A 13,620-nucleotide genomic window follows, 5' to 3' on the forward strand; every position below is an offset into this window, starting at 1 on the left:
CCCGTCAGGACGTCCCGGCCACCATCCCCCAGTCCAGGCCGAAGCGGGCGAGGTACTTGCGCAGGCGGTCGGCGTCGTTGGCGCTGGTCTTCTGCGCCCGCGACGCGGCGAACAGGGTGCGGCCGGCGGCGCTGAGCGAGCTGCTGGCTCGGCACACGCCGATGACGGCCGCCAGCTGGATCCGGTCGAACAGGTCGATTTGCGCCAGCCTCTCGGCCCCGAGCAGCCCGGCCAGCAGCACCTCGCCCGCGTCCTCGCCGGCGCGCGACCAGGTCCGCTTCAGCCGCTCGATCTCCTCCGCCACCACCGCCTCGTTGATCCGGCCGGAGGGGGCCAGCGTGGCCATGCGCGTGATCGAGGCGCCGAGGTCGCGGAAATTCGCGCTCCACACCGCCTCGGGCGAGGTGGCGAAGGCGAGATAGCGGTCCCGCGCCTCGCGGTTGAAGGTGATCTGCACCCCTTCCCGCTCGGCGTAGCGCCGCAGCTCGAACTCCAAGTTCGGGGCGATGTCCTCGCGCCGGTCGCGCAGCCCCGGCAGCATGAAGGTCCACAGATTCAGGCGAGCCAGCAGGTCCTCGCGGAACCTGCCCTGGGCGACGTCGACCGAGAGGTCGCGATTGGTGCCGGCGATCAGCTGGAAGTCGCTCGTCACCTCCCGGTCGGCGCCGACCGGCGGGAACCGCTTCTCCTCCACCGCGCGCAGGATCATCGCCTGCTCGTCGGCCCCCAGCTCGCCGATCTCGTCGAGGAACAGGATGCCGCCATCGGCCGAGCGCAGCAGCCCGGCCCGGTCCTGCAGCGCGCCGGTGAAGGCGCCCTTGACGTGACCGAACAGCGCCGACATGGCGCCGTCGCCGCGCAGCGTGGCGCAGTTCACCTCGACGAACGGCCCCTCGACCTGGTGCCGTGCGCGCTTCAGGTCGTAGATCCGGCGCGCCAGCTGCGACTTGCCCGCCCCCGTCGGGCCGATCAGCAGCAAGGGCGCCTTCGACCGGATCGCCACCTGCTCGATCTGGTCGATCATCCGGTTGAAGGCGGCGTTGCGGGTGGCGATGCCCGATTTCAGGAAGGACGCCGCCTCCTCCCGCTCCGCCTCGAAGCGGGTGGCGATGCGGTCGTAGCGCGACAGGTCGAGGTCGATGACGTCGTAGCCGCCGGGGTGGCCCGCCTCCCACCGCTTCGGCGGGGTCAGCTGCAGCAGGCGCGCCGGCAGGTAGTGCGCCTCGGTCAGCAGGAACCAGCAGATCTGGATGACATGCGTGCCGGTGGTGATGTTGACCAGATACTCCTCGTCCTCGGTGTCGAAATCGTAGGCGCGGGCGAAGTCCAGCATCGCCGCATAGACCTCCTCGAAGTCCCAGGCGTTCCGCAGATTCATCACCGTGAAGCGGACGATCGTGTCCGGCGACACGGCCTGGATGTCCCCGGCGACGCGCTTGGCCAGAGCGGCGGAATGGGTGTCGTGGATCAGCTCCAGCCGGTCGACCAGCATGTCCTCGTGCTGGCACAGCGCCACAGTCGGCCGCCACCTCTCCCACCGGCTGTCCAGCTTGCCGGCATCCATGGTGGTGCCGATGAAGCCGATGACCACCCGCCGCTTCGGCATGATCTTTTCCTCGTTATTGAGGGCCCATGCCCCTTGTCGTCATGGCGAGGCGCACAGCGCCGTGGCCATCCAGGAGGCCGGTGCCGCTGGATGGCCACGCCCCTTCGGGGCTCGCCATGACGGGCCATTCTTGGGTCGTCGATCTTATCCTACAAGATAAACCTCGATCTTGTAGGATCGTCTTTCACCATCATGATCGATCGGACGAAGCGCGTAAATCGCAGCCTGAAAATTTTTTATCCTTCAATTTCAATACACTATCCGAATTCAGCCGATCGCCCGTCCGGAGTTGGCACGCGCTTCGCTTATGGAAGGGCGCACACCGAAGGATGACGATCATGGCAAACAAATCCGTGTTTGCTTCGCTGATGGGAAGGCTGCTTCCGCGCAGCGACGCCGTGAACCACGAGGGGGCCCAGGCCTACGCCCTGACGCCGCGCCACGCGCTGGCGCAGCTGGCGGCGACCGGGACGCTCCACCGGACGTTCTACGCCGATGCGCGGGAGCAGCTGGACCAGGTGCTCGCCCTCGCCCGCGAGGTCGAGCCCGGTTTCATCGCCCGCACCGCGGTCCATGCCCGCGAGCGGGGGCACATGAAGGACATGCCGGCTTTGCTGGTTGCCCTTCTGTCCACCCTCGAGACGCCCGATTTCGCGCCGGCCTTCCGGCGCGTGGTCGACAACGGCCGCATGCTGCGCAGCTTCGTGCAGATCATGCGGTCGGGCGCCGTGGGGCGGAAGTCGCTGGGCACCCGGCCGAAGCGGCTGGTGCAGGCGTGGCTGGAGCAGGCCTCGGACGTCGAGATCATGCGGGCGGCGGTGGGGCAGGCCCCCTCGCTGGCCGACGTGGTCAAGATGGTCCACCCGAAGCCGGCGGATCCGTCGCGCCAGGCGCTGTATGGCTGGCTGATCGGCCGGCCCTATGACGCCGCGGCGCTGCCGGAGGTCGTGCGGGCCTTCGAGGCCTTCAAGCGCGACCCGTCCGCGCCGGTGCCGGACGTGCCCTTCCAGATGCTGACGGCGCTGCCGCTGACGCGGGAGCACTGGGCGGCGATCGGGGAGAAGGCCGGCTGGCACATGCTGCGGATGAACCTGAACACCTTCGCGCGCCACGGCGTGTTCGAGGTGGACGGGTTCGCCGAGCGGGTGGCGGCGCGGCTGCGCGACCCGGAGGCGATCCGGCGGGCCCGGGTGTTCCCGTACCAGCTGATGGCGGCCTACGCCATGGCGGAGGCGGGAGTGCCGGCGGCGGTGCGCGAGGCGCTGCAGGACGCGATGGAGGTCGCGGTCGGCAACGTCCCGGCGCTGCCCGGCCGGGTGGTGGTCTGCCCCGACGTGTCGGGGTCGATGGGCTCCCCGGTCACCGGCTACCGCGGCGGCGGGACGACGGCGGTGCGCTGCATCGACGTCGCCGCGCTGGTGGCGGCGGCGGTGCTGCGGGCCAACCGGTCGGCCAGGGTCATCCCGTTCGAGCAGCGGGTGGTCGAGATCGACCTCAACCCGCGCGATTCGGTGATGACCAATGCGCGGAAGCTGGCCGCCATCGGCGGCGGCGGCACCAACTGCTCGGCCCCGGTCGAGCGGCTAGTGGCGGAGCGCGCTTCGGTCGATCTCGTCGTCTTCGTCTCGGACAACCAGTCCTGGGTCGATGCGGCGAAGCACCGGCACCAGGGCACCGGGCTGATGCAGGCCTGGGCCCGGCTGAAGGAGCGCAATCCGGAGGCCAGGCTGGTCTGCATCGACATCCAGCCCTACGCCACGACGCAGGCGCAGGAGCGGGCGGACATCCTCAACGTCGGGGGCTTCTCCGACGCGGTGTTCGACGCGATCGCCGCCTTCGCCGAGGCCGGGTCGGGCGCGGACCGCTGGGTCGACGAGATCGAGCGGATCGTGCTCTGACGGATCGGGGCCGGGCGTCCGGGAGACCGGGCGTCCGGCCTCGGCTGGGAGGAATGCCGTCGGGACTCCATCGGACCCCGCAGGCGGGCCGGGCAACCGGCTGCGCACGGGGCGCCGCTTCGGCGGCGTTGTCCCGGCACCCCTCGTCCTCCCGGTTGGATCCATGGCGAATGCAGTGCGGGAGTACATCCACCTCCAGAGCGTGGCGTGCCGGAAACACGCCTCCGACCCCGCGTCGGAAGCTCGCCTCTCGCACACCTTCGTCGCCATGGCCGATCGTGTTTCGTGACGAATGCCGGCGGAACTCCGTCTGTCGCGGGTTCGAGTCCCGTCGGGTCCACCATTCCACCGGGGGCCTGTAGCTCAGAGGTAGAGCAATGGGTTCGCCACCCCTCGTCGTCACACCCCTCGCGCGGCGAATGCTCGCGGGATTCCATGGTAGGAGCGCCCGCTGCAAGGCGGGAGGTCGGCGGTTCGAATCCGCCCCGGCCGCAAGGCCGGTAGCCCAGCAAGATGATCTCGCAAACCCTCGTCGCCGCACCCTCAACCGTTTGAAAGGACCACAGATCGCAGCGAATGCCGGCCGGGACTCCATTGGTGAACGGCAAAAAGCCGAGAGGTTCGAATCCTCCCCCGCATCGCGGCCCGCCGTGGCGCGGGAGACGTCCCGCCACCCCTTGTCGCTGCACCCGAACGCATGGCGAATGCCGATGGAACTCCATGGATTGTCACTCCCCTGGTCGCGGGTTCAAGTCCCGCCGGGGCATCGCCCTCACGGGAATGCTCCGTAGCTCAGTCGGTAGAGCAGGAGCCCGCCCGGGCCTCGGTCCGGTCGGGCAAAGTTTCATCCCCCTCGTCGCCATGCGTCCTTCTGGACTCGAGGATCGAACATCATGGACCGGACCTACGACCTTCTCACCGAGAGCTTCGCCCCGGCGCGCGAGACGCGCGCCAAGCCGGTCAAGATGTGGACCCGCGGCGTGCCGGTCGACGACGGCTCGCGCCAGCAGCTGCTGAACACGGCGACGCTGCCCTTCATCCACAAGCATGTCGCGGCGATGCCGGACGTGCATTACGGCAAGGGCGCGACCATCGGCTCGGTGATCCCGACCCGCGGGGCGATCATCCCGGCCGCGGTCGGCGTCGACATCGGCTGCGGCATGTGCGCCGTGCGCACGACCCTGACCAGCCACCAGCTGCCGGACAGCCTGGCCGGGCTGCGCTCCGCGCTCGAGGCGGTGATCCCGGTCGGGACGGCCGATCACGGGCAGGACGTGCCGCGTGCGGCGGAGAACGCCTGGTACTCGGGCTTCAAGCGCCGCTACGACGCGCTGCAGCAGAAGTACCCGGCGATCGCCACCCGGCATTCGCCGGCGCGGCAGATCGGCACGCTGGGCGGCGGCAACCACTTCATCGAGGTCTGCCTGGACCAGGACGACCGCGTGTGGGTGATGCTGCATTCCGGCTCGCGCGGGGTGGGCAACCGCATCGGCAGCTTCTTCATCGCCGCGGCGCGCCGCGAGATGGAGCGGCTGTTCGTCCACCTGCCGGATCGGGACCTGGCCTATCTGGCCGAGGGCTCGGAGCTGTTCGACGACTACATGGACGCGGTCGGCTGGGCGCAGGACTACGCCCGCGCCAACCGGGACGTGATGCTGAAGCAGGCGCTGGCGGCGATGGCCGCCGCCTTCACCGATTTCGGCGTCACCGACGAGGCGATCAACTGCCACCACAACTACGTGGAGCGGGAGCATCACTTCGGCGAGAACGTCTGGGTCACCCGCAAGGGCGCCGTGCGCGCCCGCGAAGGGGATCTCGGCATCATCCCGGGATCGATGGGGGCGCGGTCCTTCATCGTCCGCGGCAAGGGCAACCCCGACAGCTTCTGCTCCTGCTCCCACGGGGCCGGCCGGGTGATGTCGCGGACCGAGGCCAAGCGGCGGTTCACCGTCGCCGACCATGCCGCCGCCACCGCGGGGATCGAGTGCCGGAAGGACGAGGGCGTCATCGACGAGACGCCCAGGGCCTACAAGGACATCGACGCCGTGATGGCCGCCCAGGCGGATCTGGTGGAGGTGGTGCACACGCTGCGCCAGATCGTCTGCGTCAAGGGATAGGGAACGCCACGGGCAGCGGTCCGGGCAGCCGGACCGCTGCCTGCCGCCGCTCGTGGTCCCAACAAGAAACGAAAGAAACGACCATGATCACGATCGACGGATCCCTGGGCGAGGGCGGGGGGCAGATCCTGCGCTCGGCCCTGACCCTGTCCCTGGCGACCGGGACCCCGTTCCGGATCGAGTGGATCCGGGCGGGCCGCGCCAAGCCGGGCCTGCTGCGCCAGCACCTCACGGCCGTGAGGGCGGCGGCCGCGATCGGCCGGGCCGCGGTGACGGGGGCCGAGCTGGGCTCGACCGCGCTCAGCTTCGCGCCGGGGCCGGTCGTGGCCGGCGACTACGACTTCGTCATCGGCTCGGCCGGGTCGACGCTGCTGGTGCTGCAGACCGTGCTGCTGCCGCTGGCCCTGGCGGGTGCCCCGTCGCGGCTGCGGCTGCAGGGCGGCACCCATGCCATGGGCGCGCCGAGCTTCGACTTCGCCGACCGCGCCTTCCTGCCGCTGCTGCACCGCATGGGCTTTCACGCCCGGGCGGTGCTGCGCCGGCACGGCTTCTACCCGGCGGGCGGCGGCGTGATCGAGGTCGAGGTGATGCCGCGCGGCAAGCCGGCGCCGCTGCTGCTGGAGCGGCGCGGCGCCCTGCTGTCGCGGCAGGTGGAGGCGGTGGTCACCCACCTGCCGCTGCACATCGCGGCGCGGGAGACGGCGGCCTTCGCCAAGACCCTGCGCTGGCGGGACGACACGGTCGTTCCCGGCCGCGCCGTCGCCGCGGACGGGCCGGGCAACTGCCTGACCGTGACGGTGGCGCATGAGCACGCGACCGAGGTCTTCACCGGCCATGGCCAGCCCGGCCTGCCGGCGGAGGACGTCGCGGCCGCGACGGCAAAGGCGGTGCGGCTGTTCCTCGCCAGCCGCGCCCCGGTCGGCCCGCACCTGGCGGACCAGCTGCTGCTGCCCATGGCGCTGGGCGCGGGCGGCCGCTTCGTCACGGTCGCGCCGACGCCGCACACCCTGACCAACATCGCGGTGATCGAGGCCTTCCTCGGCACCCGGATCGCGGTGACCCGCCACACCGGACGCAGCGTGCTGGTCACGGTGGCGGGACGACAGAGCGAGGAGACGGCATGAACGCCGCGCAGACCCTGACGCCGAAGACGCTGGCCCCGTTCTTGCTGAACGTGGCCGGCGTCCTGCCGGTCTTCATCTGGGGACCGCCGGGCATCGGCAAATCGGCCCTGGTCCAGGCCTTCGCCGACTCCGTCGGCCTGCCCTGCGTATCCCTGCTCGGCTCTCAGCTGGCGCCGGAGGACATCATCGGCGTGCCGCAGATCGTCGACGGCAAGTCGCGCTTCTGCCCGCCGACCATCATCGCGCGGGACGAACCCTACTGCCTGTTCCTGGACGAGCTGAACGCCTGCTCGCATGAGGTGCAGAAGGCGTTCTATTCGCTGATCCTGGACCGGCGCGTCGGCGAGTTCCGCCTGCCCGAAGGCACCATCGTGATCGGCGCCGGCAACCGGACCGAGGATGCGGCGATCACGCGGCCGCTGTCGTCCGCCTTGATCAACCGCCTGGTCCATGTCCAGCTGCGCGCCTCGGCCCGCGACTGGCTGGACTGGGCCGGCGGCGCCGGAGTGCACGAGCTGGTCGTCTCCTATATCGAGCAGCGGTCGGACCACCTCTGGTCCAAGCCGCCGAAACATGAGGAGCCGTTCTCGACCCCGCGGGCCTGGGACATGCTGTCCCGCGCCCTGCACGCCTATGGCCCGGGCGTCACGCCGGAGGAGATCAAGGTGCTGGCCAGCGGCCTGCTGACCCCGGCGCATGCCCAGCAGTTCGCGGCCTTCGCCAAGCTGCGCGAGCGCGCACACGACCTGTCGGCGATCCTGAAGGGCGACCGCGGCTGGCCGGAGAAGCCGGAGGAGCGGGACATCCTGTACTTCCTGGTGCAGCAGCTGCGCGACCGGCTGATCAAGGAGCTGCCGGACGACGAAAGTGCCGCGGGGCGCGAGGTCCGGCACCTAGCCAACCGGTCGAAGGAGCTGATCGTGACCCTGGCGCGGATCTCCACCGAGCTGGCGCAGCTGGTGGTGACCGAGACCGAGAGCGGCGCCGCCCTGCCCGCCTGGTACACGATCGAGCTGGCGCGCGCCCTGCCGCGGCTGGCGGCGCTGCGGGCGAGCTGATGGCCAGGACACGGGAGCCGCCGAAGGAGAACCTGCGCGCCATCGCGGCCGCCTGCGGCCTGCTGCGCGGCCATGCGCTGTTCGGCGGGCTGGTCGGGCCGGGCTGGCGGCCGGCGCGGCCGTCCCGGCCGTTTCCGTCCGACGGTTTCGCCCGGCTGACCCTGTCGCGCCACCGCCACGACGGCAAGCCGGTGATCGCGATCGAGACCAATATCTGGCGGCGCGCCGACCCGGCCGAATGGGCCCATGTCCTGGCCCAGGCGCTGCTGCACGAGCACATGAACCATGTCGACCCGGCGCGGACCGACGACGACGCCTGGCGGATCGCCTGCGGGCTGGTCGCCGCCGAGTTCCTGCGCCCGCTGGGCATCGGCCGCCGCCCCGAAGCCCTGCCCTACCCGCTGCAGCCGCCGCCGGGCCGCGACGTGGCCGAGCTGGCGCGATGGCTGGCCGAGGACGCCGCCGCCATGGCGGCCCAGCCTCGGTTCGGCATCGCCGGCAAGGGGGAGCCGGCGTGGATCATCGCCGCCGACGCCCCGCCGCTGACGCCGGCGTTCCGGCGGGACCAGGAGGAAAAGCTGGCCGCCGCCATCCGCCACAGCGTCGCCCAGGCGATCGAGACGGCCGGCACCGCCGCGCGTGGCCCGGCCGGACCGAAGCGCAACCCCAATTCCCAAGCCGAGCGCGCCCGGGCCTGGTTCGTCGCCAGCTATCCCCTGCTGGCGGCACTGGCGGCGACCTTCGAGATCATCGAGGACGAGGCGCTGTGTCGGCAGCTGGACATCGCCGTCGCCGCCGTCGACACCGAGCTGCGGCGGATCTACCTGAACCCGAAGCTGCCCTGGACCTATGACGGGCTGAAATTCGTCATCGCCCATGAGTTGCTGCACGTCGGGCTGCGGCACGAGCCGCGCCGCCAGGGCCGCGATCCCTATCTCTGGAACGTCGCCTGCGACTACGTGATCAATGGCTGGCTGGTCGAGATGGGGGTCGGTGAGGTTCCCTTCGACACCCTGCTGCTGGATCCCGAGCTGGGCTTCGAGCGCGAGTCGGCGGAGGCGATCTACGACCGGATCACCCGCGACCTGCGCCTGATCCGGCGGCTGAACAAGGCCCGCACTCTGCGCGGCCAGGGCAAGGTCGACATGCTGGGCGACCGGCCGCCCGCCTGGTGGACCGGACCGGGCATCGATCTCGACAGCTTCTACCGGCGGGCCCTGGCCGAAGGGCTGGACCTGCATCTGGCGAGGGGCGGCCGCGGCCTGCTGCCGGGCGAGCTGGTCGAGGAGATCCGGGCGATCCAGCATCCGCCGATCCCCTGGGACGTCCGGCTGGGCCAGTGGCTCGACGCCTTCTTCCCGCCGCCGGACAGCCGGCGCAGCTTCGCCCGGGCTAGCCGGCGGCAGGCCGCGACGCCGGACATCCCCCGCCCGGCCTGGCTGCGCCCCGAGGAGCGGCTGGCCGCCCGCACCTTCGGCGCGGTGCTGGACACTTCGGGCTCGATGCCGCCTCGCCTCCTGGCCCGGGCACTGGGGGCCATCGCCAGCTATGCCATGAGCCGCGAGGTGCCGCTGGTGCGCGTCGTGCAATGCGACGCCGGCATCCACGACATGGGTTATGTGCCGCCGGAGACACTGCTGCAGCAGGTCGAGATCCGCGGCCGTGGTGGGACCGTGCTGCAGCCGGCGATCGCACGGCTGGAGAGCGATGACGGCTTTCCGCGCGACGCGCCGATCCTGGTCATCACCGACGGGGCCTGCGACGTGCTGTCGATCCGCCGTGACCATGCCTTCCTGATGCCCGAAGGCTCCCGCCTGCCCTTCCGCACCGCCGCGCCGCAGTTCCATTTCGAGCGGCCGGAGTGAGCCGGCCGGCCGCCGCGGCGGCATCTGACTGCGGTGGCCGCGGCGTTCGCTTCCCTCACTCGGCGCCGGCCGGAGCAGGCATCGCCTCCCGGTGTCCGTGATCGAGGCCGCCTCCCGCTTCCGGCGAGACGGCAGCCGCCGGCTTCACGCGGAACCATGTGGCGTAGAGCGCCGGCAGGAAGAGCAGGATGAGCACGGTGCCGATGGCCGTTCCGCCGATCAGCGTGTAGGCCATGGACCCCCAGAACACCGAATGGGTGAGCGGGACGAAGGCCAGCACGGCGGCGAGCGCTGTCAGGATGACGGGCCGGGCGCGCTGCACGGTCGCCTCGACCACGGCGTGGTAGTCGTCGAGCCCGGCATCCCTGTTCTCCTTGATCTGCCCGATCAGGATCAGCGTGTTGCGCATCAGGATGCCGGCAAGGCCGATCAGCCCCAGAATGGCGTTGAAGCCGAAGGGCTGGTTGAAGGCGAGCAGGATCGGCACGGCGCCGACGAGGCCGAGCGGGGCGGTCAGCATCACCATGGCAGTCGCCGAGAAGGAGCGGACCTGCAGCATGATGAAGACCAGCATCAGGGCGATCATGATCGGGAACACGGCGGCGAGCGCGGCATTCGCCTTGCCCGCCTCCTCGATCGAGCCGCCCATCTCGATGCGGTAGCCGTCCGGCAGCGAAGCGATCAGCGGCTGCAGGGCCTGCAGGACGCGCATCGAGACTTCGGGCGGCTGGGCGGCCTCGCCGATGTCGGAGCGGACGGCGATGGTGGGGGTGCGGTCGCGCCGCTTCATGATCGGCTCTTCCATGCGCACCTCGGCATGGCCGATCTGGTCGAGCGGGATCAGGCGCCCGTCGCGGCTGGTGAGCGAGAAGTCGGTGAGGCGGGCGGGATCGAGCCGCTCTCCGCCGGCGCTGCGGGCCACCACGTCGACGGTGCGGATGTCCTCGCGAACCTGCGTGACCGCGACGCCGGTGAGCAGGAACTGCAGCTGCTGCGCCGCTTCCGCCGGCGACAGGCCGATGAGGCGCAGCCGGTCCTGGTCGAGGACATAGCGCAGGGTCGGCGCGCGATGGCCCCAGTCGCGATTGGCCTGCTGCACGTCGGGGACGCCCCGCATGATGGCGAGGGCCTGCTCGGAGATCCGGCGCAGCTCGTCGGCATCCGGCCCCATGATCCGGAACTCGACCGGGAACGGCGTATAGGGGCCGAACACCAGCTGGGTGATGCGCAGATAGGCTTCGGGCGCGAGTCCTTCGGCCACGGCCGTGCGCAGCCGGCGCTTCAGGGCTTCGCGAGCCTCCGCGTCGGGTGTCAGGATGACGATCTTGGCGAAGGCGGGGTCGGGCAATTCCGGGGACATGGCCAGGAAGAAGCGCGGCGCACCCTGGCCGACATAGCTCGTGACGATCTGCGCCTCCGGCTGGTCCGCCAGCCAGCGCTCGACCGTCTCGACCGTCCTCTCCGTCGCCTCGATGCTCGTGCCCTCCGGCATGCGCACCTCGACCAGCACCTCGGGACGGTCGGAGGTCGGGAAGAACTGCTGCTTCACCGCGCCCATGCCGATGACGGAGAGCGCGAAGACCACGCCCACCGCGCCGCAGGTGAGGAACTTGTGGCGCACGGCGAAGGCGATGACCCGGCGCAGGCGACGGTAGTTCGGCGTATCGTAGATGGCGTGGTGCCCGCCTTCGACTGGCTTGATCTCGGGCAGCAGCTTCACGCCGAGATAGGGCGTGAAGGCGACGGCCACGACCCAGGAGGCGATCAGGGCGAAGCCCACGATCCAGAAGATGTTGCCGGTATATTCGCCGGCGGTCGAGCGCGCGAAGCCGACCGGCATGAGCCCGACCACCGTCACCAGCGTTCCCGACAGCATCGGCGCCGCCGTGTGGCTCCAGGCATAGGCTGCCGCCGCCATCCGGCCCATGCCCTCTTCCATCTTCACCACCATCACCTCGATGGCGATGATGGCGTCGTCGACCAGCAGCCCGAGCGCTAGGATCAGGGCGCCGAGCGTGATGCGGTCGAAGAACCGGCCGGTCTCCAGCATGATCAGGAAGACGACCGCGAGGGTGAGGGGAACCGCGGCCGCGACCACGATGCCGACCCGCCAGCCGAGGCTGAGCAGGCTGACCAGCAGCACGACCCCGAGCGCCATGAAGAACTTCAGCATGAACTCGTCGACGGCCTCCGTGATGTTCACGGCCTGGTCGGTGACCTTGGTCAGGCTGAGTCCGAGCGGCAGGGCGCCGGCGATCTTCGCCGTCTCCGCCTCCAGCGCACGGCCGAGGTCGAGGCCGTTCCAGCCGTCCTGCATCACCACGGACAGCATCAAGGCCGGCTCGCCCTGATGGCGGATGATGAAGGTCGCCGGGTCCTCGTATCCGCGCCGGACATCGGCGATGTCGGAGAGCTTGAGCGTGCGGCCGCCGGCGGCGATCGGCGTGTCGGCGATCTTCTGAAGGTCGTCATAGGCGCCGTCGAGACGGATGAAGACCTGCGGCCCCTCGGTGTCGATCGAACCTGCCGGCGTCACCGCGTTCTGCCGCTGGAGCGCGGCGAAGATGTCCTGCGCCGAGACGCCGAGCGTGACCAGCTTGGCATAGGAAAACTCGACGAAGATCCGTTCCGGCCGCTCGCCGAGAATGTTGATCTTCTTGACGCCGGGCACATGGAGGAGCTGCTGGCGGATCGCCTCGGCCTGCCGGACCAGCGCGCGCATCGGCATGCCTTTGGCCTTCAGCGCGTACAGCGCGAAGCTGACGTCCGAATACTCGTCGTTGACGAACGGGCCCATGGCCCCGGCGGGCAGGTTCCGGGCTTCGTCGCCCAGCTTCTTGCGGGCCTGGTAGAACTGCTCCTGCACCTCGGCCGGCGGGGTGCTGTCCTTCAGGGTGAGCGTCATGAAGGCGAGACCGGGCCGCGTCATGGTCTCGACCCGGTCGTACCATTGCAGCTCCTGGAGACGCTTCTCGAGCGGCTCGGCGACGAGGTCCTGCATCTCCTGCGCCGTCGCACCCGGCCAGGCGGTGGTGACGGTCAGCGTCTTCACGGTGAAGGCGGGATCCTCGGCGCGGCCGAGGTTGAGGAAGGCGAAGGCGCCGGCGATCGCGATCGCGATGATGAAGAACAGAGTCACCGAGCGCTCGCGGACGGCGAGCGCCGAGAGATTGAAGCTCATGGCGTATCCGCCTTTACGACAAGAGTGCGAACGGTCTCGCCCTCATGAAGGAGGTGGGCCCCTAGGGCCGCGATCCGCTCGCCAGGCTCGAGGCCCGACACGATCGCGGTCTCCTCGCCGAGCCGGCGTATCGTCACCGGCCTGAAGCCGACCGTGGACGTGGCCTGGTCGACGACCCAGACGCCGGTCTTGCGGCCGTCGTCCAGAATGGCGCCGATCGGGACCTCGACAGCCTCGGCGGCATCGGCATCCGCGATCCACAGCGTCACCGTCGCGCCCAGCGGCGCCGACGCCGCATCGCCATCCAGCACGTAGCGCGCTTCGTAGGTCCGGGTCTGCGGGTCGGCCGAATCCGACAATTGCCGCAGGCGAGCGGGCCAGCGCCGCGGGTCGGGACCGTAGACGCTCGCCTCCGCCCGCGAGCCGATGGTCGGCCGGACCGCCTCGGGAAGAGCGACGGTGGCCTCGCGCGGTCCGGCATGGGCGAGCCTCACCACCACCTGCCCGGCCGAGACGACCTGGCCGGGCTCCCCGAGTGTTTCGACGACGATGCCATCGGCGTCGGCCTCGAGGGTGGAATATTCCGCCTCGTTCTGCGCGACCCTGGCCTCGGCTTCGGCGGCGGCGAGCTGCGCCTCGGCGGAGTCCAGCGCCGCCCGGGCCTGCTCATGGCGCTGCTTCGTCGCCCATCCCTTCGCAACGAGATCGGCGTATCTCCTGTCGTCCGCGCGGGCCTGCACCGCGACCGCACGGGCGGCGGCCACCGCGTTC

Annotated in this window: 8 protein-coding genes; 5 read left to right on the forward strand and 3 right to left on the reverse strand. The window is 70.5% G+C overall.

Annotation, left to right across the window (positions count from 1 at the left end):
- Window positions 1–4 precede the first annotated feature (4 nt).
- Window positions 5–1,606, reverse strand: coding sequence for an RNA repair transcriptional activator RtcR (gene rtcR / locus G537_RS0101065; protein WP_026868541.1), 1,602 nt, complete (start codon window positions 1,604–1,606; stop codon window positions 5–7).
- Window positions 1,607–1,944: 338 nt separating this feature from the next.
- On the opposite strand from rtcR, the gene G537_RS45340 reads away from it, so the two are divergent.
- The 5 genes from G537_RS45340 (at window position 1,945) to G537_RS35805 (ending at window position 9,668) form a co-directional block, all read left to right on the forward strand.
- A complete protein-coding gene (locus G537_RS45340; protein WP_026868542.1) occupies window positions 1,945–3,504 on the forward strand; it encodes a vWA domain-containing protein in 1,560 nt (519 codons plus the stop codon).
- Between the two features lie 893 nt (window positions 3,505–4,397).
- Window positions 4,398–5,621 carry an RtcB family protein gene (locus G537_RS0101080; protein WP_026868543.1) on the forward strand — a complete coding sequence of 408 codons (1,224 nt, stop codon included), beginning with the start codon at window positions 4,398–4,400 and terminating at the stop codon, window positions 5,619–5,621.
- An 83-nt stretch (window positions 5,622–5,704) separates the two neighbouring features.
- Entirely contained in the window at window positions 5,705–6,745 is a 1,041-nt protein-coding gene (rtcA, locus tag G537_RS0101085) for an RNA 3'-terminal phosphate cyclase (protein ID WP_026868544.1), read from the forward strand.
- A complete protein-coding gene (locus G537_RS0101090) occupies window positions 6,742–7,803 on the forward strand; it encodes an ATP-binding protein (protein WP_026868545.1) in 1,062 nt (353 codons plus the stop codon). Before rtcA ends, G537_RS0101090 begins: the two co-directional genes overlap by 4 nt.
- Window positions 7,803–9,668 carry a vWA domain-containing protein gene (locus G537_RS35805; protein WP_051247621.1) on the forward strand — a complete coding sequence of 622 codons (1,866 nt, stop codon included), beginning with the start codon at window positions 7,803–7,805 and terminating at the stop codon, window positions 9,666–9,668. The genes G537_RS0101090 and G537_RS35805 overlap by 1 nt, the downstream gene beginning before the upstream one ends.
- 55 nt (window positions 9,669–9,723) lie before the next feature.
- Here the strand turns inward: G537_RS35805 and G537_RS35810 are convergent, their stop codons facing one another.
- Both G537_RS35810 and G537_RS35815 read right to left on the reverse strand, forming a co-directional pair.
- Window positions 9,724–12,849, reverse strand: coding sequence for an efflux RND transporter permease subunit (locus G537_RS35810; protein ID WP_081688508.1), 3,126 nt, complete (start codon window positions 12,847–12,849; stop codon window positions 9,724–9,726).
- Complete coding sequence (locus G537_RS35815) at window positions 12,846–13,613, reverse strand: efflux RND transporter periplasmic adaptor subunit (RefSeq protein ID WP_245578842.1); 768 nt, start codon at window positions 13,611–13,613, stop codon at window positions 12,846–12,848. The genes G537_RS35810 and G537_RS35815 overlap by 4 nt, the downstream gene beginning before the upstream one ends.
- Window positions 13,614–13,620: the final 7 nt, after the last annotated feature.

The sequence above is a fragment of the Inquilinus limosus DSM 16000 genome, from assembly GCF_000423185.1.
GTDB lineage: Bacteria > Pseudomonadota > Alphaproteobacteria > DSM-16000 > Inquilinaceae > Inquilinus > Inquilinus limosus.